General features: G+C 63.7%; 14 protein-coding genes and 1 pseudogene. 3 read left to right on the forward strand and 12 right to left on the reverse strand.

Going from position 1 to position 20,272, the window contains the following annotated elements; genetic code table 11:
- Positions 1 to 8 precede the first annotated feature (8 nt).
- Positions 9 to 1,835, reverse strand: coding sequence for a M48 family metalloprotease (locus ACFB49_RS22495; protein WP_380873938.1), 1,827 nt, complete (start codon positions 1,833 to 1,835; stop codon positions 9 to 11).
- A gap of 41 nt (positions 1,836 to 1,876) precedes the next feature.
- A complete protein-coding gene (locus ACFB49_RS22500; protein ID WP_380873940.1) occupies positions 1,877 to 2,326 on the reverse strand; it encodes a hypothetical protein in 450 nt (149 codons plus the stop codon).
- A 184-nt stretch (positions 2,327 to 2,510) separates the two neighbouring features.
- Between ACFB49_RS22500 and ACFB49_RS22505 the strand changes: the two genes are divergently transcribed.
- Positions 2,511 to 3,470, forward strand: a complete 960-nt coding sequence (locus ACFB49_RS22505) for a LysR substrate-binding domain-containing protein (protein ID WP_380873942.1) — start codon at positions 2,511 to 2,513, stop codon at positions 3,468 to 3,470.
- 153 nt (positions 3,471 to 3,623) lie between these two features.
- Here ACFB49_RS22505 and ACFB49_RS22510 read toward each other — a convergent pair whose 3' ends face one another.
- The 7 genes from ACFB49_RS22510 to ACFB49_RS22540 form a co-directional block, all read right to left on the reverse strand.
- On the reverse strand, positions 3,624 to 4,037 hold the full coding sequence (locus ACFB49_RS22510) for a BLUF domain-containing protein (RefSeq protein WP_380873944.1): 414 nt from the start codon (positions 4,035 to 4,037) through the stop codon (positions 3,624 to 3,626).
- A gap of 79 nt (positions 4,038 to 4,116) precedes the next feature.
- A complete protein-coding gene (locus tag ACFB49_RS22515) occupies positions 4,117 to 5,238 on the reverse strand; it encodes a CaiB/BaiF CoA transferase family protein (protein ID WP_380873946.1) in 1,122 nt (373 codons plus the stop codon).
- A complete protein-coding gene (locus ACFB49_RS22520) occupies positions 5,238 to 6,422 on the reverse strand; it encodes an acyl-CoA dehydrogenase (RefSeq protein ID WP_380873947.1) in 1,185 nt (394 codons plus the stop codon). Before ACFB49_RS22520 ends, ACFB49_RS22515 begins: the two co-directional genes overlap by 1 nt.
- Positions 6,423 to 6,590: 168 nt before the next feature.
- Positions 6,591 to 8,897 (reverse strand): TonB-dependent receptor, encoded by a 2,307-nt coding sequence (locus ACFB49_RS22525; RefSeq protein WP_380873949.1) that lies wholly within the window; start codon positions 8,895 to 8,897, stop codon positions 6,591 to 6,593.
- 218 nt (positions 8,898 to 9,115) lie between these two features.
- A complete protein-coding gene (locus ACFB49_RS22530) occupies positions 9,116 to 11,413 on the reverse strand; it encodes a TonB-dependent receptor (RefSeq protein WP_380873950.1) in 2,298 nt (765 codons plus the stop codon).
- 192 nt (positions 11,414 to 11,605) lie between these two features.
- On the reverse strand, positions 11,606 to 11,998 hold the full coding sequence (locus ACFB49_RS22535) for a group III truncated hemoglobin (RefSeq protein ID WP_380873952.1): 393 nt from the start codon (positions 11,996 to 11,998) through the stop codon (positions 11,606 to 11,608).
- Between the two features lie 55 nt (positions 11,999 to 12,053).
- The gene (locus ACFB49_RS22540) at positions 12,054 to 12,656 is read right to left on the reverse strand and encodes a TetR/AcrR family transcriptional regulator (protein WP_380873954.1); all 603 of its coding nucleotides are present in this window, start codon (positions 12,654 to 12,656) and stop codon (positions 12,054 to 12,056) included.
- Positions 12,657 to 12,844: 188 nt separating this feature from the next.
- On the opposite strand from ACFB49_RS22540, the gene ACFB49_RS22545 reads away from it, so the two are divergent.
- Positions 12,845 to 16,240 (forward strand): acyl-[ACP]--phospholipid O-acyltransferase, encoded by a 3,396-nt coding sequence (locus ACFB49_RS22545; RefSeq protein WP_380873956.1) that lies wholly within the window; start codon positions 12,845 to 12,847, stop codon positions 16,238 to 16,240.
- A gap of 51 nt (positions 16,241 to 16,291) precedes the next feature.
- Here ACFB49_RS22545 and ACFB49_RS22550 read toward each other — a convergent pair whose 3' ends face one another.
- The gene (locus tag ACFB49_RS22550) at positions 16,292 to 17,182 is read right to left on the reverse strand and encodes a phytanoyl-CoA dioxygenase family protein (protein WP_380873958.1); all 891 of its coding nucleotides are present in this window, start codon (positions 17,180 to 17,182) and stop codon (positions 16,292 to 16,294) included.
- Positions 17,179 to 17,814: an acyl-homoserine-lactone synthase gene (locus tag ACFB49_RS22555; protein ID WP_380873960.1), complete on the reverse strand. Its 636-nt coding sequence runs from the start codon at positions 17,812 to 17,814 to the stop codon at positions 17,179 to 17,181. Before ACFB49_RS22555 ends, ACFB49_RS22550 begins: the two co-directional genes overlap by 4 nt.
- Positions 17,815 to 17,933: 119 nt before the next feature.
- Between ACFB49_RS22555 and ACFB49_RS22560 the strand changes: the two genes are divergently transcribed.
- Positions 17,934 to 19,355 (forward strand): cytochrome P450, encoded by a 1,422-nt coding sequence (locus tag ACFB49_RS22560; RefSeq protein WP_380873962.1) that lies wholly within the window; start codon positions 17,934 to 17,936, stop codon positions 19,353 to 19,355.
- Positions 19,356 to 19,386: 31 nt separating this feature from the next.
- Here ACFB49_RS22560 and ACFB49_RS22565 read toward each other — a convergent pair.
- Positions 19,387 to 20,088 (reverse strand): annotated as a pseudogene (locus ACFB49_RS22565) (autoinducer binding domain-containing protein); the annotation flags it as partial.
- Between the last annotated feature and the right edge of the window lie 184 nt (positions 20,089 to 20,272).

Here is a 20,272-nt window from a genome sequence, read left to right on the forward strand (position 1 = left end):
AGCAGGGCTCAGTTTCCGAACGGCAGGCCGATGCCGAGCGGGTCCTTCTTCGCGGCCGCCTGCGGCATCGCCGCCTTGCAGCGCTCGGGGATATAGTCGCGCCCCTTCACCTGCATGCAGGACGTGTAGGTGGCCTCGGCCGATGCCTGATCCCCGGCGGCGAGATCGCGCTTGATCTCGATGCTCTTGAAATGATCGGGGTCCTTGAACTTGTTCACCCCGTCGCCGATCACCGCCTGGGCGCCCGCCGCGTCGCGCGCATTGATCTCCATCTCGGCATAGCTTTCATAAAGCTGGAGATTCTGGATGCCCGTGCCGGTGCGGCCCGCATCGAAATAGGTCTGCGCGCCGGTCAGGTTGCCCGCGTCGCGCGCAGACAGGCCGGCGACATAATTGACGAAGGTCGGCGCGGTGCGCTGGCCTGCGCCGAGTGCGCGCAACTGCTGGTCCGCACCGCCATAATTGCCGTCGAAATAGGTCTGCCGCGCCTGGACATATTTGGCCTTCATGGTGGAGGCGCGCTGGAACTCCGTCCGGCCCTTGATCCGCGTCAGCATCGCGCCGGTGTCGATCGGCGGATCGGCGGTTGGATAGCCGGCCTGATAATAGGCCGCGAGGCCCTTGCGCCGTTCCTCCGGCGGCAGATGGGTGTCGCCGCCGATCGCCTTGGTGACCGAGCCCATATTGGCGAGCAGCGAATTGCCGACCCCCTTCAACAGGCTGGTCCCCATCCCGCTTACGCCGCCGCCCGAAGCCAGGCTGGCGGCGTTGCCCGGCGTCGCCACCGATTTCAGCGAATCCGCCAGCGCGTTCTGCAAGGTGTTAGCCGCGGCCGCGCGCTTGTCGCGCGATGCCTTCTCGGTCTCAAACGCCTTTTGCAGCCGTTCGAACACGTTCGCATAAGTGTCGATGGTCGAGTTGGACGCGATCAGCAGGTCGATCGCCAGCGCGTCGGCCTGATCCTCCTGGTCGCGGTTCCACGATGGCGCGATCACGTCATCCACCGCGAACTGCAGCGCCTGCGACAATGTCGCCGCGTCACGGCCGGATTTGGCCATGTTGGAACTCGCGTTGGACAATGCACCCGAAGCCGACGTGTTGCGCATCGAATAAGCGAAGCTGCCGACCTGATAGACCTGCGACATCGCCTTCATGGTGTTCTTGGTGCCGGCGATCGTATCCGCCTTGGTGAAATGGCCGAGCAGCAGATGCGCATATTCATGCGCCAGCACGAACAGCACTTCCGAGTCCGATTCCGCGGCTTCCAGCAGCCCCAGCGATACGACGATGGTGTTGTCGGGCAGCGCCTGCGCCTCATAAGCGTCGCTCGCGCGGAACAGGATCTTGGGCGTGCGTTCCAGCGGCGCATAGGGCCAGGCGGCAGCGAACTTATCGAGGATCGCGCGCAATTCCAGCTCGGTCGCGGGCATGGCGAACAGGTCCATGCGCGCCGATCGCGTGTTCATAACCTGGCTCGACAGGCCCAGCGAACTGGCATTGCCGCCGGCGCCCGATCGCATCTTCTGGTTGTTGGCGCAGACATCGGCCGCGGGCAGCGTCGAGATCAAGGGCGCCTTGGCGACGGAGAATTTGCCCTTGGCCTTCTTGTCCACCTTCTTCGCCGCGGGCAGCGCGCCGGCCGCCGGCGCCGGGCAGCCGTTCAACGGCACGAAGGCCGGCTCGGGCACGAACACCTGCGGTTCGGGTGGCGGGCCATCGGGCTTGGCGAGCGCGGCGGCCGCGGGTTTGCGCTTCTTCTTGGGTGCCGCTTCCGCGGCCGGCCCGAGAACGAGCATCGCTATGCCTGCCATCGCAAGCAGATTCCCGGCTTTCATATTACCGCCCCTCTCTTCCATGGTCGCCCCGACGGTTGCCGCTATTTGCCGCAGCCAAGCCCCAGCGACTGATCGAGCCCATCTTCTTCCAGCTTGGCGAATTTCAGCGCGACCTGATCGCACTTCGCCGATTTGATCTGCTTGATGTCGCCCGCATAATCGACGGTCGACATGCGCAGCCAAACCTGTTCGCCTTCCAGCATGATCGCGACGAAGCCGGGCTTGACGCCGATGACGCGCGCGCCCTCCGATCCGATAGCGGGCAGCGACGCGCGCATCAGATCGCGGGTCTTCAGCCCCTCATTGTCGTAGATCGGCAGCGGATCGCGCTTATAGGCTTTCAGCACTGGCCCGGTATAAGGCTGGATCGGCGTCGAAAGTTCGGTCGCCTTGGGCGCCTTTTCCTTCTTCGCCTCGGCCGGCGAAGCGACGCTCAGGCAGCAGCAGGCCAGTGCCGTCGCTGCAGTGATGATCGTCAGCACCCTTGCCATGGCCGATCCGCTTTCGAACGCTTTACTACCGGGAACGATGCTGGCCCCACGCCGGAATCGCATTCCTTCGATACGGAGGATCGTCCCATTTGGTTGCACAGACAAGCGTGACATGACGAAGCTGCGCGATCCAGCGACGAAGTCGTATTTCGGATAATATCTTGGATATTTAGCAGGAAGTCCCGTGCGCCGCTTTGCCGCGGAGGCTGTGCTTGCCTATAAGGCGGCCAACATTTTCGGCGCGGACGGGGCCATGCTCGATCTCAAATCGCTCGTCTATTTCATCGCCGTTGCCGAAGACCTTCACTTCAGCCGCGCGGCCGATCGGCTGCATGTCGCCCAATCCGCGCTCAGCGTCCGCATCCGCCAGCTCGAAGATCGGCTCGGTGCGCGTTTGTTTGCGCGTTCGAAGCGATCGGCGGTGCGGCTGACGCAGGCGGGCGAGCTGTTCCTTGCCGAGGCGCGTCGCGTCGTCCAGGCGGCGGAGCAGGCGGAGAGCGTCGGCCGGCGCGCGGGGCAGGGTGAGGTTGGCCATGTCGCGATCGGCTTTGTCGCGTCGGCCGTCTTTTCCGGTCTGCTGCCCGGCCTGCTGCGCCGCTTCCGCGGCATGCATCCCGATGTCGAGGTCGAGATCAGCGAAATGGAGACGCCGCGCCAGTTCGCGATGATCGAGGACGGGCTGATCGACATCGGCATCGTCCGCGCGCGCAGCGATCCGCCCGCGGGCGTGAAGCTCCACGTCCTCCGGCGCGAGAAGATGCATGTGCTGCTCCCCGCGGATCATCCCCTCGCCGCGGCCGACCGCATCGCCCTCAACGAGCTTTCCCGCGAAACGCTGATCTCCCCGCATTTCGATGCGCTCACCGGTTTCGGCAACATGCTTGCCCGCCTCTCCGGCCGCGACGGCTTCGCGCCCGCGGCGATCCGCCCGGTGCGCGATTTCCTCACCGTCGTCGGGCTGGTCGGCGGCGGCTATGGCGTGGCACTGGTGCCTGATGCGGTGCGCCGCCTGGCCGGCGACGATGTGGTGATGCGGCCGCTCGACGGCGCCGATGATCTCGAAGCGCCGCTCTCGCTCGCTTACGCCGACCGCCAGCCCGGCCCGGCGGTGGCGGCATTTCTGGAATGTGCGCGGGCGGATTAATCTCCCCTCCCTGGAAGGGAGGGTTGGGGGTGGGTGGCGAGCGGAGCGAGCTTCTTCGGGTGCAGCGTAGAGCTTCGCCGACGGGCATCGAGCCCGCCGGCTGCGCGACCCACCCCCGCCCCCTCCCTTCCAGGGAGGGGAGAAAATGCCCCCTCAGGCCGCCGTATCCGCCATCGCATCCGCCATGCGCAGGATCAGTTCGCGCACTGCGGGCGTGGTATCCTCCGGCAGCAACTGACCGATCTCGCGCCGCGCGGCGCCATAGCCGGGGGAGACGCGGAACAATTCCATCGACCAGTCGGCGAAGGATCGCGCATCGATCGCGCGCTCATCGCGCACCTCGATTGCCGAATGGCGCGGATCGTGCCTCAGCCGCGCCATCAAGTCGTCGACGGCCGCTTCCACGCCTTCGACGATCTGGAGGAAACGGACGCCGTCGAACAGCAGCAGGCCGGTGATGCCGTCGAGCGCGTTCAGGTGCCGCGCCGCCTGGTAAATCTCGTTGACGTCCGTGTCGTCCAGGTCGAGCCGCGCGCGGCTCGTATAGGTCATGCTCTTTAGTTGCATATCGCTCTCCTGCCGGAAGCCTATCAACCGGCTGGCAGCCGCGCTTTGCGCTCGATCAAGTTTCGGCAGCGAAATATGATTATTTTGGCAAGGCGGGTGACGGCGTGCCGAGGGCAAGCTCCGCATCCGAAAAGCGGATCGGCGTGCGCACGCCGGGAATGAGTGGGGTGCCATCCCCGCGATCCATCGCCAGCGCCATTTGCCGATGCAGGATCTGCGGATCGGCGAAGGCCTGCGCCACAGTGTTGATCGGTCCCGCCGGCACGCCCGCTTCCTCCAGCTTCGCCAGCAGCGCATCGCGCTCCCAGCGCTTGGTCGCCGCACCCACCAGCGCGCTCAGGTCCGCGCGATGCGCCACGCGCTCCGCGTTCGACGCAAAGCGCGCATCCTCGGCAATCCCGGCGATCTCGCAGAAGCGGCGGAACTGGCCGTCATTGCCGACCGCGAGGATGAACCAGCCGTCGCTGGTCGGGAACACCTCATAAGGCGCGATATTGGGGTGGGCATTGCCCAGCCGCGTTGGCGCCGTGCCCGACACCAGATAATTCAACGCCTGATTGGCGAGCACGCCCACCATCACGTCATAGAGCGCCATATCGACCTGCTGGCCGCGCCCCGTCACCTCCCGCTGCGCCAGCGCCGCCTGGATGCCGATCACGCCATAGAGGCCGGTGATGATGTCGGCGAGCGCCACGCCGATCTTCTGCGGCTGGCCTGCCGGATCGCCGGTCAGGTCCATCATCCCGCTCATCCCCTGGATGATGAAGTCATAGCCCGCACGCGGCGCATAAGGGCCGTCCTGCCCGAAGCCGGTGATCGAGCAGTAGACGAGCCGCGGGTTGATCGCCGACAGGCTTGCATAATCCAGCCCATATTTGGCGAGCCCGCCGACCTTGAAATTCTCGATCAGCACGTCGGCGTCCGCCGCCAGCCGCTTCACCTCCGCCTGGCCTTCCGGCGTGGTGAAATCGATGACCACCGATCTCTTGCCGCGGTTGGTCGCGTGGAAATAAGCGGCGTCGTGGCTGCCGTCGGCATTCGCGATGAAGGGCGGGCCCCAGCGGCGCGTATCGTCGCCGGCCGGGGCCTCCACTTTGATCACCTCGGCGCCGAGATCGGCCAAGGTCTGGCCGATCCACGGCCCGGCGAGGATGCGCGCGAGCTCGACGACCTTGAGCCCGGCGAGCGGCGCGCCAGCCATCAGAAGGCCGGGATATCGGTGATGGCGCGGCCGATGATCAGTGCATGCACGTCATGCGCGCCCTCATAGGTGTTCACCGTTTCCAGGTTCATCGCGTGGCGCATCACCTGATATTCGCCGGAAATGCCGTTGCCGCCGTGCATGTCGCGGGCTTGCCGTGCGATATCGAGCGCCTTGCCGACATTGTTGCGCTTGACGATCGAGACCATCTCCGGCGCGAAGCGGCCCTCGTCCATCAACCGCCCGACACGAAGCGATGCCTGCAAACCGAGCGCGATGTCGCTCATCATGTCGGCCAGCTTCTTCTGGTAGAGCTGGGTCGCGGCGAGCGGCCGGCCGAACTGCTTGCGATCGAGGCCATATTGGCGCGCGGCGTGCAGGCAGAATTCCGCCGCGCCCAGCGAGCCCCACGAAATGCCGTAACGCGCGCGGTTGAGGCAGCCGAACGGCCCCTTCAGCCCCTCGACGTTCGGCAGCAGCGCATCCTCGCCGACCTCGACATCATCGAACACCAGCATGCCGGTTATCGAGGCGCGCAGCGAAAGCTTGCCTTCGATCTTGGGCGCGGACAGCCCCTTGGTCCCCTTGTCGAGCACGAAGCCGCGGATCGCGCCACCATGCGCGTCGGACTTCGCCCAGATCACGAACACGTCGGCGATCGGCGAGTTGGAGATCCAGGTCTTCGATCCGGTGATGCGATAGCCGCCGTCGATCTTCTCGGCCCGCGTGCGCATGCCGGCGGGGTCGGAACCCGCATCCGGCTCGGTCAGGCCGAAGCAGCCGATCCATTCGCCGGTCGCGAGCTTGGGCAGATATTTCTGCTTCTGCGCCTCCGAACCATAAGCATAGATCGGATACATCACGAGCGAGGACTGCACCGACATCATCGAACGGTAGCCGGAGTCCACCCGCTCCACTTCGCGCGCGACGAGGCCATAAGCGACATAGGATGCGCCGACGCCGCCATATTCGCCGGGAATGGTGACGCCGAGCAGGCCGAGCGCGCCCATCTCGCGGAAGATTTCGGGGTCGGTCACCTCATTGGCGAACGCCTCGATCACACGCGGCTGCAATTTGTCCTGCGCATAGGCCCGCGCGGTGTCGCGGATCATCCGCTCATCCTCGGTCAGCTGGTCGTCCAGCAGGAAAGGATCCGCCCAGTCGAACTTGCCCATGCCAGCCATAATCGCCTTGCCTCTCGTCGGAATTGGTTCGGCGCCATTGTCCGCCGCGATCCTCATCGCGCCAATAGCGATTTCAGCAATTTTGAAATCGAAATGCGATCAATCACTCGCCCAAACAAAAAGGGCGCGCCGCAAGCAGCGCGCCCATGATCGGCCGGGGGGCCGAGTTCAGAAGTCGAAATTCACGTCCACGCCGAAGCTCTGCGGTTCGCCATAGACGTTGCCGGCGAAGCCCAGGCCGCCAAAGTCGATGCCGTGGACGCGGTATTTCTTGTCAAAGAGATTCTTGCCCCACACGGCGATCGATGCCTCGTTGGAGCCGAGCTTCACCTTGGAAAGCGTGATGCGCCCGTCGAACAGACCGCGCCCGCCCGCCTTGATCTCCTCGTTGAACGGCGTGCCGATCGTGCTCGGGAAGAAATAGACGCCGCTGCGATAATTATAATCCATGCGGAAGGCGAGCTGGCCGAAATCGAATTCCGGCACCGTATATTGCGCCATCGCATTGGCGGTCCACTTTGCCGAATATGGGAAGTGGGCGGTGTCGGACACGTCGACAAGCTGGTTCGTCACCGGATCGAGCAGCAGGAACTCCTTATATTTGCGGTGGAGATAGCCGAACGACCCGCCGAGCAGCAGCCCGTCAGTGGGGGCCACCTGCATCTCGCCTTCGAGGCCGTAATATTGGGCCTTGCCGGCGTTCACCGTGTTGCTCGCCGCGCCGCCGGTGCCGGACACGAACTGGTTGATCTGCAGATCCTTGTGGTCGGTGTAGAAGGCCGCAAGGTTCAGCCGGAGCCGCCGATCCCACAGTTCCGATTTCAGGCCGAGCTCGAAATTGGTGAGATCTTCCGGCTTGAAGCTGTTGCTGCCCAGCGAACGGGCATTGAAGCCGCCAGCCTTGTAGCCCGTGGCGATCCGGCCATAGGCAAGGATGTCGTCGGTCGCCTGATAGTTGAGCGAGACGGCCCAGTTGACGCGATCGAACTTCGCCGGATCGGGGGAGCGTACGACCGGCGCCGTCTGGGTCAGCGTCTTCTTGTCCTCGGTATAGCGGATACCGGCGATCAGGCTCAGTTGATCGGTAAAGCGGTAGGTGCCCTGCGCGAAGCCTGCCACCGATTCAGATTTATGCTTGTAGATCAAAGGTGTGGACAGTGGCACGCCGAACGGCGGGTTGGGCGGGAAGGTGAGGACGAGCAGTGGGAATTGCTGGTTGGCCTCGAAGCTCTTCTCGTCGAAATAGAAGAAGCCCACCACATAATCGAAGCTGTCGCCGATCTGGCCGAGCAGGTTGAATTCCTGCGTCCACTGGTGCTGGCCGCGATCGTTGCTCGACGTGAACAGGCTGACCGGCCGCACGCCCAGCGGGATGAAGGGATTGCCCGGACCGAGGATCGCCGGACTCACCTGGAAGCCCAATATGCCGCCCTGGCCGTCCAGTTCGTCGCCGCGATCGACATTGTGCCAGTCGCGATAGCCGGTCAGCGACCGCAGCGTGGTGTTCTCGCCGATATCCCATTCGAGCGTCAGCGTGTGGCCATAGACGCGGTCGGTCAGCAGCCCGTCATCGTCGGCGATCACGTCCTTCAACCGCTTGGTCGAGATCAAAGGTGGGTTGCCGCCAAAGAAGGGCGAGCTGTTGAGATAGGCCAGCACGTCCGGCCGCATCACCGTCGCCTGGAAGAAGGGCGCGAAGCTCTCGCGATGATTATAGTCGAAGGCATAATCCGCGCGGAACGCGCCGCCCTTGTCAAAGCGCACCGCCGCGCGCAGCGCGTCGATGTTGAGTGCGCCGGGGTCCTCGTCGCCGGGTGCGGTCGTGTCGTTGACATAACCGTCCTGCTCGCGGTGGACGTAGGACAGTTTCAGCTTGATCCCGCTGTCGCCGAATTCGCCGCTGTCGACCGATCCGCGGGCTTGCCACTGGTTGAAGCTGCCATAGCTGAATTTCAACGAGCCGCCGAACTCGTCGGCGGGTTTGGCGGTGATCAGGTTGACCGCGCCGCCGATCGTGTTGCGGCCGTAAAGCGTGCCTTGCGGCCCGCGCAGCACTTCGATGCGCTCCAGATCGACCAGATCGAACACTGCGCCGGTCGATCGACCGAGGACGATGCCGTCGACATAGAGGCTGACGGGCGCGTCGGCGGTGAGGATCGGTTCGCCATTGCCGACGCCGCGGATGAAGATCGTCGTGTTGGAGGAGGATGCCGGCGCCGTGGTGACGGTGATGCTTGGCGCGATCGCGGTCAGGTTGCTGACGTCGGTGATGCCGCGCGCCTCGATCGTATCGGCGGTTACCGCGCTCACCGCCAGAGGCGTATCCTGCAGTCTTTCTTCCCTTTTTTGGGCAGTAACGACGATTTCTTCCAGTCCCCCGCCAGTTGTTGCGCTGTCCTGTGCAAGGGCCGGGAAAGCAACTATCCCACTGGAAACAAAGGCTCCGCAGCATAGCGCGGCACGCATGCTTTGCATTCAATCCTCCCCATTTATATTGCGCAAACGCTTATTTTTATGGGTGTGAGATTGATTTATGCGGAATACGAAAACAAGTGCCCTACGCCAAGGTAGGACCGCTTTGGCCGGATTGTTGCGCAGGCGTCACACTGCCTTCTAACAACCGGAATTTGCGGCAATAAAAAAGGGCGCGTCGTAATACGACGCGCCCAAAAGATCGGCGGGGAGGCCGAAGCTTAGAATTCGTAGTTGAGGTCGACGCCGAAGCTGCGCGGCTCGCCATAGACATTGCCGGCATAGCCGAGCCCGCCGAAATCGATGCCGTTGACGCGATATTCCTTCTTGGTGAGGTTCTTGCCCCACACCGCAATCGACGCCTCATTCTCGCCCAGCGCCAGCTTGGACAAGGTGATCCGCCCGTCGAGCAGGCCGCGCTTCGCGCCGGCGATCTGGTCGTTATAGGGCGTGCCCACCGTCGTCGGGTGGAAGTAGATCTTGCTGCGATAATTGTAATCGACGCGGAAGCTGAGCTGGCCGAAATCGAATTCGGGCACGTCATATTGCGCGCTCGCGTTCAGCGTCCACTTCGACGAGAAGGGGAAGCGGGCGGTATCCTTCACGTCGACCACAGTGTTCGAGATCGGGTCGAGGATCAGGAACTCCTTATATTTGCGGTCGATATAGCCGACCGAGGAACTCAGCGTCAGGCCGTCCACCGGCAGCGCCTGCACTTCCGCCTCGACGCCCCAATATTCCGCCTTGCCGGCGTTCACCGTGACGCTCGATGCGCCGGCGGTGCCCGCCTGGAACTGCTGGAGCTGCAGGTCATCGTGGATCGAATAATAGGTCGCGGCATTCAGGCGCAGGCGGCGGTCGAGCAGTTCGGACTTCACGCCGATTTCGAACGAAGTCAGGTTTTCGGGCTTGTAGCCGTCATTGGTCGACCGCGCGTTGAAGCCGCCGGCCTTGTAGCCGGTCGAGGCGCGGGCATAAGCCAGCACGTCGTCGGTCGCCTGGAAATCGAGCGAGACCGCCCAGTTGAATTTGTTGAACTTGGCGGTCAGGTCGCGCGTCAACGGCGTCTGCTGGATGAGGTGCTTCTTGTCCTCGGTGTAACGGATGCCGCCGGTCAGGCTGAGCTGATCGCTGAACTTGTATTTGCCCTGCGCGAAGCCAGCCACCGACTTGGAATTGTGGCGATAGATCAAGGGTGTCGACAGCGGCACCGCGGCCTGGTCGGAGATGACGATCAGCGGGAACTGGTTGTTGTTCTCAAAGCTCTTCTCGCTGAAGTAGAAGAGGCCCGCGACATATTCGAACTTGTCGCCCAACTGGCCGAGCAGGTTGAATTCCTGGGTCCACTGGTGCTGGCCGCGATCATTGTTCGACGTGAACAGGCTGACCGGCAGCACGCCCAGCGGCTGCACAGTGCCGTCGACGAACAGGATCGGATCGAGCTGGAAGCCGAGCACGCCGCCCTGGCCGTCCAGTTCGTCGCCACGGTCGATATTACGCCATTTGCGATAGCCGGTCAGCGAACGCAGCGTCAGATTGTCGCTGAGGTCGATCTCGGCGGTGAGCGTGTGGCCATAGACGCGGTCGGTCAACAGGCCCGCATCGTCGGCGAAATAGCTGCCGAGCCGGTCGGTCGAAACCTGCGGGCCGTTGCCGCCGAAATTCACCGAATTGTTGAGGTAGGCGAGCACGTCGGGGCGGATGATCGTCGCCTGGAAGGCCGGGGCGATGCTCTCGCGCTGGTTGAAATCGAACGCATAGTCGATCCGCACGGCGCCACCCTTGTCATAGGAGACGGCGGCGCGCAGCGCGTCGACATTGAGCGCGCCCGGATCGCGATTGTCGGGCGCATTCAGATCGTTGACATAACCATCCTGCTCGCGGTGGATGTAGGAGAATTTCATCGCGATACCGCTGTCGCCGAACTCGCCGGTGTCGATCGAGCCGCGGGCCAGCCACTGATCGAAGCTGCCATAGGAGAATTTGAGCTTGCCGCCGAACTCCTTGGCCGGCTTGGCGGAAATCAGGTTGACCGCGCCGCCGATCGTGTTGCGGCCGTAAAGCGTGCCCTGCGGCCCGCGCAGCACCTCAATGCGTTCCAGATCGACCAGATCGAACACCGCGCCGGTCGAACGGCCCAGCACGATACCGTCGACATAGAGGCTGACGGGCGCGTCGGAGGTCAGGATCGGTTCCTGATCGCCGATGCCGCGGATGAAGATGTTGGTGTTGGAACTGGAGCCCGGAGCGGTCGCGACGTTGATGCTCGGCGCAATCGCGGTCAGGTTGCTGATGTCGCGGATGCCGCGGGCCTCGATTGTGTCGGCGGTCACGGCGCTGATGGCGAGCGGCGTGTCCTGCAGGCTTTCCGAACGCTTCTGGGCGGTGACGACGATGTCCTCAAGGCCACCGGATTCGGCCTCGGCAGCCGGCGCTTCCTGCGCGAAAGCAGGCGCCGCTACCATCATCGCGGCCGAAACCAGCGCACCGAACCGCAACGCCGAAACTGTGATTTGCATTCAATCCTCCCAACATATCTGCGCAAAGCGCTTCAATTTGGGCGCGTGATTGCGATATGCGGAACGAGAATGCAATAGTCTACATTTGAGTAGATTTCGTAGATCGGTCGCTTCGTTCGTGCCCCGATGGCGGAAAGTGGGGCGATCCGCCCGAACGATAGTCTTTGACGAGCCCCCGACGTCGCGCGTTCCTCAGCCGGCGGCGCGTGATGAAGATTCCAGACGGAAGAACAGTCCGAGCTTCAGGCTTTCGGCGATTTTTGCGGCCTTCGCCTGGAGCGCTGCGGCCGCATCGGACGGCATCAGCGCGTCGGTCGTTTCCGCCCAGATCGCAAGCCAGCGATCGAACATGGCGGGGGTGATCGCAGCGCGATGCAGCATATGCGCCTGCATCGGGCTGCCCTTGTAACGGCCGCTGGTCAGCATCACGGAAGACCAGAAGGCGACCAGCTTCTCGAGATGGGCTGGCCAGTCATCCACCGCCGCGTCGAACAGTGGCCCCAGCACATCATCCTGGCGAATGCGACGATAGAAAGCGGGGATCAGCCTTTCCAGCATCGGCTCGTCGATTGCGGTCGCGATCATCCTATCGGCCTAATCATGTATCTTGGATGCATATATAAGTGATAGGGGCGGCGATTCAATCCGCGAGCGCGGACGCCGCCGACAATGCTTCGCGGACGCGGGCCAGCGCCAACGCCTTGGGATCACCTTCGCCCATCAAGGCGAAGCTGCCGTTGAGAGCGAAGGTGCAATGGCCGTGGACGGTGGCGACCAATGATCGGGCGAGGCGAGGAATGGCTTCGCCCGCAGTTGGCGGCAGCACCGTGGCGATCTCCGCCATGACGATGTTGGTGAGTTCTGCACGCTCCTGATCGTCCGCTTCGGGCATCGGCTCGTCGGGGGGCAGGCGATGGTCGTAGATCGCCATCCACAGGCTGGAATTGGCGGTAGCGAAATCGAAATAACCCTCGACGAGGGCCGCGATGCGATCCGCCGAGGCTGCGGCCAACCGATCGCGCAAGAAGGCGGCCCACAGCGTGAAAGTCCGCGTGTTGATCGCCAAGATCAGCCGGTCATAAGTGCCGAACACATTGTAGACCGTGCCGACGGAATAGCCGATCCGCTTGGCCACCTCGCGCGCGGAGAAACGAGCAAAGCCGACCTCCGCCATATGTTTATGGCCTTCCTGGATGATCAGGTGTCGCAGTTCTTCCCGGCTATGATCTGATCGTCGCGCCATGGCCTAGTGTTAGGACTATAATTGAACAGTGTCCAATTTTTTATTGATCACCGTTCAATTCAATGGCAGATGATGCGCCGGCCGCTCGAATCGTGGGGTTGGGGCATATTCGAAGGTCGGGCGCATTCCCGATAACAGCGGCTTAAACCTTCCCCGATAATGAGCAGCCCGAATGATGAGGGTGATCCATGTCCGCTCCTGACCTGTCCTTGCTCGGCAAGAAGCGTTTCGGCCCGCTGTTCGCCGTCCAGTTCCTCGGGGCCTTCAACGACAATCTCCTCAAGTTCGCGCTGTTGTTCCTGGCCAATTTCGGTCTCTACGCGGCAGAACCTGACAAGGCCGAACTTCTGGCAACGATTGCCACCGGCTTGTTCATCCTGCCGTATTTTCTGTTCTCGGCGCTCGCCGGACAGATTGCGGATGCGTGGGACAAGGCGAAGCTGGTCCGCATCGTGAAGGCGGCGGAAATCGGCATCATGGCGCTGGCGCTCGCCGGCTTTTGGGCGTCTTCCATCCCCGCGCTGTTGCTGGCCCTGTTCCTGATGGGGCTGCATTCGACGATCTTCGGACCGGTAAAATATTCGATTCTGCCGCAGCATCTTGGCCCCAACGAGATCATGGGCGGCACCGGGATGATCGAGGCCGGCACCTTTCTGGCGATCCTGGGCGGGCAATTGCTGGCGGGGCTTATCTTGCCCTGGCAGGCTGGGCTGGTGGCCACGGGCCTTGCCGTTATCGGTTTCTGCGCCAGCCTCGCGGTGCCGTCGGCGCCTGCGACCGCACCGGGGATCGGCGTGGACGCCAATATCTTCAGAAGCAGCTGGAATATCCTGAAGTCCGCACGCCATGGCCGCGGCGTCTGGCTGAGCATCCTCGGCATAAGCTGGTTTTTTGCGGTTGGCGCAGTGCTGCTGTCCGAATTCGGCCCGCTGGTCAGCAACGTGCTCGATTCACGACAGGACGTTGCGACGCTGTTCCTGTTCATCTTTTCGATCAGCGTCGCTCTGGGATCGCTGCTGGTGAACAAGCTGCTCGGCGGCGAGGTCTCGGCGCGCTACGTACCGGTTTCCGCGCTCGCTTTGTCCGGCTTCATGATCGACCTCTGGCTGGCGACGCGCGGCTATCGCCCTGCTGTGGCCGATGCGGGTGTCCGTGAATTCGTGGCCGTGCCGGCCAACTGGCGGATCATGCTAGACCTGTCCGGCATTGCCTTTGCCGGCGGCATGTTCATCGTGCCGCTCTACGCGATTCTGCAGACCCATGCTCCGGCGGAGGAGCGTTCGCGCACCATCGCTGCCAACAACATCGTCAATGCCGCGATCACTGTCGCGCTGGTCGCCGTGGTGACGCTGATGCTGGCGCGGGGGGAGAGCGTGCCCGGCATCATCGGCGCGCTCGGCTTCGCGACGCTGGCCATTGCCCTGATCTCCTGCTGGCTGCTGCCTGAAACCGTCATCAAGGCGATGACGCGCGGGTTCCTCAAGCTCCTCTACCGCGTCGAAGTGGTGGGTGAGGCGAACATGCCGGCGCCGGGTGAGCGCGCGGTGGTGGTGGTGAACCACGTCTCCTTCCTCGACGGCCTGCTGCTCGCTGCCTTCCTGCCCGGCAAGCCGACCTTCGCGGTCCACACGCGGATCGCGCAGGCCTGGTGGGTGAAGCCCTTCCTCTCGCTATTCCACGCCTTTCCGGTCGATCCCACCAATCCGCTTTCGGCCAAGGCGATGGTCAAGGCGGTGCGCGAAGGCCGCACGCTGGTAATCTTTCCCGAAGGTCGCATCACCGTCACCGGCGCATTGATGAAGGTGTTCGATGGCCCCGGCATGGTGGCGGACAAGGCGGACGCGCCGATCGTGCCGGTGCGGATCGATGGCGCGCAATATACCCCCTTCTCGCGCCTGCGCGGCAAGGTGCGGCTGCGCACCTTCCCCAAGATTCGCATCACCGTGCTGCCGCCGCGTCGCTTCGCGATCGACGGCGAGATGACGGCGCGCGCACGCCGCGCGATCGCTGGCCGCAGGCTCTATGATGAAATGAGCCAGATGATCTTCGACACGTCGGACACGGACCGGACCTTGTTCGATGCGTTGATCGAGGCGCGCCATATCCATGGCGGCAAGGCGCTGGTCGTCGAGGACATCAAGCGCGAGCCGCTGGGCTATGACCGGCTGATCACCGCCAGCCTGGCGCTCGGCCGGCCGCTCGCACGTGTCAGCCAGCAAGGCGAGGCGGTTGGCGTGCTGCTGCCCAATATTGCCGGCGTGGTCGTCACCTTCTTCGCGCTGCAGGCGCATGGCCGGGTGCCGGCGATGCTGAACTATACAGCGGGGCTTACCAATCTAAAGGCGGCCTGCACCGCGGCGCGGATCAAGACGATCGTGACGGCGCGTGCCTTTGTCACGCAGGCCAAGCTTGGCGAGGTGGTCGCCGGGCTGGAGGCGGATGGCGTCGCGATCCTCTATCTGGAGGATATCGGTGCTTCGATCGGTGCGGGCGCGAAGCTGCACGCGCTGATCGCGCGGCCGTTCGCGCGCCGCAGCCACCGGCGGCTTGCGATATCGCCCGATCAGCCGGCGGTGATCCTGTTCACCAGCGGATCGGAAGGTCTGCCCAAGGGCGTGGTACTCAGCCACCGCAACCTGCTCTCCAACTGCCGTCAGCTTGCGGCGCGCATCGACTTCAATTCATCCGATGTGGTGCTGAACGCGTTGCCGGTGTTCCACAGCTTCGGGCTGACCGGCGGCACGTTGCTGCCGATCCTGCACGGCGTGAAGACGCTGCTCTATCCAAGCCCGCTGCATTACCGGATCGTGCCGGCACTCGCTTATGATGCGAATGCGACGATCCTGTTCGGCACCGATACCTTCTTGGCCGGCTACGCGCGGATGGCCCACAGCTACGATTTCTATTCGCTGCGCTACATCTTCGCGGGCGCCGAGCGGGTGCGTGACGAGACGCGGCGCACCTATGCCGAGAAGTTCGGGCTGCGCATCCTCGAAGGCTATGGCGCGACGGAGGCGGGGCCGGTGATCGCGGTCAATACGCCGATGCACTTCCGCGCCGGCACCGTCGGCCGCCTGCTGCCGGGCATCGAGGCGAAGCTCGACGAGGTGCCGGGCATCACTGAAGGCGGCCGGCTTTCGATCCGCGGGCCCAATATCATGGCCGGCTATATGAAGGCCGACCGGCCCGGCGAGCTGCAGCCCCCCGAGGGCGGCTGGCACGACAGCGGCGACATCGTCACCATCGACGACCAGGGCTTCGTCACGATTCGCGGCCGCGCCAAACGCTTCGCCAAGATCGGCGGCGAGATGGTGTCGCTGCCGGCGGTGGAGGGCTATGCGGCCGCGCTCTGGCCCGATGCCGAACACGCCATCGTCACCCGCGCCGATCCGCGCAAGGGCGAGCAGCTTGTTCTGTTCACCACGCACAAGGCCGCCAAGGCTGCCGATCTGCAATCCTGGGGCCGCGCCAATGGCGTGACCGAGCTTGCCATCCCGCGCGACATCCGTGTGGTGGACGCGCTGCCGGTGCTGGGAACCGGCAAGCTCGATTATGTGACGATGGGGCAATTGGCCGCGGCGTGAGTTGAAATTTAGGGCGGGCCGTGTGTCGCCGACCCGCCCAGGCCCCGTTCCTCAGGCCATCTGCTGAACTTCGCGGTGCCGTTCCACCAGCCGCGCATGCTCGGGAATCAGCGCGTCGACGGTGGCAAGATGATCTGGCACTTCATCATTGAGCAGGATCGACGGGCATTGGCCGTCGAACGTGCCGAGATTGGGCCGGTGCCAACGATAGCCGATCATCGCGGCCAGTTCCGGATCGAGGGTCTTCGCGAAATCGCGCGAATAGGCCAGCGCCTGATTCTCGTAGGGGTTCAGGCAGCCAAGGCAGTAGCTGACGATGATGCCACGGCGCGGCAGGCCGGAGCGGTTGGCACCGGCGGCATGCTGGGTCGAGCCGAGGAAGACCAGCGCATCGCCCGGCACCATCGAGCAGACGAGCGGCTGGCCCGTCGCGGGGGCATGCCCCATCTCGTCGCCATGGCTGTTGGGCCAGACCTGCGTCGCGCCATTGGTTTCGGAGAAGGTGCAGAGCGGCCACAGCACGTTCACCGAAAATTCGACGCTGCCCTTGGGCAAGGGAAACATCGCCTGGTCGCGATGCGGGATCTGGCCTGGCGCACCGGGATGGATCTCGACCGCCTGGCTGAGGTTGAGCTGGGGAAAGTCGGTCCAGGGCGAAAGCACCGTGCGCACCATCGCCATGATGCGTTGGTGCAGCACCAGCCGATGCGAATAGCTCGACCGTGAAAGAAGCTGATGGAAGCGCTTGGTACGTTCGCCATGGAAGGCGCCGACCGAGAAGGGCGTGTCGATGAAGCGTTCGTCCAGTTCCTCGCTCATCACCGCCATGTAACCGGACGGCATGGCGTTGCGGACGATCGTGTAGCCATCCTCCAGCAGCCGCGTGGCATCTGCGGAGAGGCCGCCGCGTTCGACGAGCGATGCGAAGCGGCCGGGAATCATGCCACGGCCGCCAGTTCGGTCGGCGCGGCGCGAAGGAGGGGCTGGCCCATGCCGAGCCGGCGGCGCATGCGGGGAAGCGTTTCGGCGCCGATACGGATCATCAGCGCCTGCACATCGACGCCATTCCAGGGGGTGGGAAGCGAAATGGGAAGCACGTCCCAGCCCATCGAAAGCAAGGCCGGAAGGCGCGAGGATTCGGCCAGCAGCGTATAGCGGCGGATGCCGTTGAGCTCGGCAAATTCGGTGAGCGCGAGCGCCAGCCTGCGCATCACGCGGATAGCCTCGCCACCAGAAACCGATTCCGGATCGCAGACGAGACGCGAAATCTCCCAGCAATCCGGGCCGATCACCGGGCCGTCCGGGCACAGGCTGCGGAAGGTGGTTTCAAACATGTGCGGGCGCTCGCTCGGCAACAGACGAACCGAGCCGAGATGGTCGCCCGTCTCCTCGCAGCACGCCATCATATAGACGGCATAGTCGCTGTCGAATTCATCGACCTCCAGCCAGCTGCCGCGAACGGGCAATTCCCAGCCAAGCTCATCAACAAATACGCGCTTACGATGATGGTGCATCTGCATGAGGCGCTGGGCATGCGCCCAACGGCTGGTTGGCTGGACAATCTCGATGTGCATGAATTCACCTCCACAAACAGCATCACCTTTCCGGGACGCCGCATCCATGTGGGTAATTACCCATATGGAGCGAAGGCCGACGCGGAGGGAAAAGGGAGCGGGAAGCGAAGGAATAGAAGATGCAGTTTGCGGCCGATCTCGGCAGTGCGCCTAGCGCGTATGAACCATCACCGCGCTGGGTGGATCGGCCCCAGCCGGGCAGCCTTGCATCTGCCGCGGGACTTTCGGAGCTCAGCCATATCCCGGGCCGCGCGGGCCTGCCGCTGGTCGGCATCATGCCCGAAGCGATGCTCAATCCCCTGCGGTGGACCGAGCAGATGTACGAGCGGTTCGGGCCGGTGCATCGCTTCTACGCTTGCGGCAGCTGGAACGTGCAGCTCATCGGGCCGGAAGCCAATGAGCTCGTACTGTTCGATCGACAGAATCTGTTTTCGGCCGAAGGTGGCTGGCATCGCCTGATCGGCGGGCTGTTTCCCGGTGCGCTGCTGCTGAAGGACGGGGCCGACCATCGGGCCTCGCGCCGCATCCTGGGCGAAGCGTTCAAGCCTGCGCGGGTCGAAGCTTATCAGCGCATCTTTGCGAACGACATCGAGCGCGCCGTCGAAAGCTGGCAGGGCAAGTCGATCGACATCTATGCCGAGGCGCGGCGGCTGACGCTGAGCATCGCGGTGTCGACTTTCCTGGGTCTCCCCGACGATATCCGCGCTCCGTCGATCGTCCGCGCGCTTGCGGACATGGTGGATGGCGTGCTCGCGACCTTCCAATCACCCTGGCTGAGCCCCACCTATGCCCGCGCAGTGCGCGGCAAGCGGCGGCTGGAAGCGCTGATCGCCGAGCTGATCCGCGATCGGCGCCGCGCGCCGGGCGAAGACATCTTCTCCCGCATCTGCCTGCTGCGCGACGACGAAGGCGCATTGCTCAGCGAGCATGAGATCCAGGGCGTCACGATCTTCCTGTTGTCGGCCGCGCAGGACACTTTGTCCTCGGCGCTCACTTCGACCGCCGATTATCTCGCCCGTTATCCGATATGGGCCGAGCGGCTGCGGAGCGAGGCGGAGGATGCCCGCATCGACGATATCGCGTCGGTGAGCGAGGTTGCGCTGCCCTTCCATGACATGGTGTTCAAGGAGGCGCTGCGGCTGAATGCGCCGGCGCCGGTGGTGTGGCGTCGTGCGCGTCAGCCTTTTTCGATCTATGGTTTCGATATTCCCGCCAACGCGATGGTTGCGGTCAATCCGTTGCTGACCCACCGGCTGGAATCGATCTGGCCCGAACCCGATCGGTTCAACCCGATGCGCTTCACCGCAGCGGCCGAAGCGCGGCGGCATCGCTTCGCTTATGTGCCGTTCGGGGGCGGGGTCCACAAATGCCTGGGCATGCATTTCGCCCAGCAGCAGGCACGGATCTTTATGGTTGCGCTGCTGCGCCGTTCGACGCTTGCGCCCGCGAACGCAATGCCGGTCGCCTGGACGCACTGGCCGAATGCGAAGCCACGGGCTCCGCTGGCAATTTCAGTGACCGAAAGAATTCCTGGAAGGTGACCTGCGAGGAATAGAGCGCGCGGACCATCAATTGCTGGCGGGTTGCCACGCAATATCGACGCTTGGCGCTTTCCATATATTTGTTGACCGTGCCCGGCTTCAGATCGAGCAACTGGCCGATCACGGTGTCGCTTTTTCCCGCAGCCCACAAGATCAGGCATTCGCGCTGGCGGTCGGTCAGCGGGGCGTCGAAAACCTCGGGGCCTTCCAACTCGCGACTCAGGCGCCGCGCAGCCTCAAAGGCGAAGCTGGCGAAGGACTGGAGCACGCCGATCTGTTCGCGCGGGAAATGCTTGCCGTTGGTCACGGTGAAGTGAGTCGAACCAAGATGGTCGCCCGGCAGATGGTTCGGCACGACGAAGCCGTCCGACAGGCCGAAACGCGCGATTTCCTCGGCGCGGCGGCGATGTTCGGGCCGTTCGGCGATGATCGAGGCGACATCGTCCCACAGGAAGCCAGTCGTGCGGCGCTCGCATGCCTTCAGGATCGCATCGTTGCGCCAATTTCCGCGTTCGCGATCTAACGCCACGAGTTCGCGGGGATAATTGCCAAGCTGCACGAGGCCGGGCTCAGGGACACCAAAGTCCGTGTGATGGGTCATCAGATAACAATCGACGCCGAACTCCGGCAGCGACTGTTCGATCACCTCCTTGAGTTCGGCAACGCAGGACGCACGTTCGGAGGCGCGGACAAACGCCTGCAAACGATCGAGCTGTGCCGTCGACTTCTCCATCCCTCAACGTCCGTGCTTACGCTACGGCGCCCTATTGCGACCTATTTCACCTGCGATGACATGAAATGGGGAAGCTGCCAATATGCGGGCGCTGCCACCGGTGGCCATCGGCAAGAAATATGGTCGGCACAAATTAAGGCGCCGTTTATATCGTGCAGCTCGCCAAGGCTCTGGATGGCGCGAT

It is taken from the genome of Sphingomonas sp. DBB INV C78, assembly GCF_042693015.1.
In the GTDB taxonomy this organism is placed as follows: domain Bacteria; phylum Pseudomonadota; class Alphaproteobacteria; order Sphingomonadales; family Sphingomonadaceae; genus Sphingomonas_E.

Excerpts from the sequence above, each read along its gene's own strand:
- ACFB49_RS22495 (WP_380873938.1), bottom strand. The coding sequence starts at position 1,835 with ATGAAAGCCGGGAATCTGCTTGCGATGGCAGGCATAGCGATGCTCGTT.
- ACFB49_RS22500 (WP_380873940.1), bottom strand. The coding sequence starts at position 2,326 with ATGGCAAGGGTGCTGACGATCATCACTGCAGCGACGGCACTGGCCTGC.
- ACFB49_RS22510 (WP_380873944.1), bottom strand. The coding sequence starts at position 4,037 with ATGCAACTAAAGAGCATGACCTATACGAGCCGCGCGCGGCTCGACCTG.
- ACFB49_RS22515 (WP_380873946.1), bottom strand. The coding sequence starts at position 5,238 with ATGGCTGGCGCGCCGCTCGCCGGGCTCAAGGTCGTCGAGCTCGCGCGC.
- ACFB49_RS22520 (WP_380873947.1), bottom strand. The coding sequence starts at position 6,422 with ATGGCTGGCATGGGCAAGTTCGACTGGGCGGATCCTTTCCTGCTGGAC.
- ACFB49_RS22525 (WP_380873949.1), bottom strand. The coding sequence starts at position 8,897 with ATGCAAAGCATGCGTGCCGCGCTATGCTGCGGAGCCTTTGTTTCCAGT.
- ACFB49_RS22530 (WP_380873950.1), bottom strand. The coding sequence starts at position 11,413 with ATGCAAATCACAGTTTCGGCGTTGCGGTTCGGTGCGCTGGTTTCGGCC.
- ACFB49_RS22535 (WP_380873952.1), bottom strand. The coding sequence starts at position 11,998 with ATGATCGCGACCGCAATCGACGAGCCGATGCTGGAAAGGCTGATCCCC.
- ACFB49_RS22540 (WP_380873954.1), bottom strand. The coding sequence starts at position 12,656 with ATGGCGCGACGATCAGATCATAGCCGGGAAGAACTGCGACACCTGATC.
- ACFB49_RS22545 (WP_380873956.1), top strand. The coding sequence starts at position 12,845 with ATGTCCGCTCCTGACCTGTCCTTGCTCGGCAAGAAGCGTTTCGGCCCG.
- ACFB49_RS22550 (WP_380873958.1), bottom strand. The coding sequence starts at position 17,182 with ATGATTCCCGGCCGCTTCGCATCGCTCGTCGAACGCGGCGGCCTCTCC.
- ACFB49_RS22555 (WP_380873960.1), bottom strand. The coding sequence starts at position 17,814 with ATGCACATCGAGATTGTCCAGCCAACCAGCCGTTGGGCGCATGCCCAG.
- ACFB49_RS22560 (WP_380873962.1), top strand. The coding sequence starts at position 17,934 with ATGCAGTTTGCGGCCGATCTCGGCAGTGCGCCTAGCGCGTATGAACCA.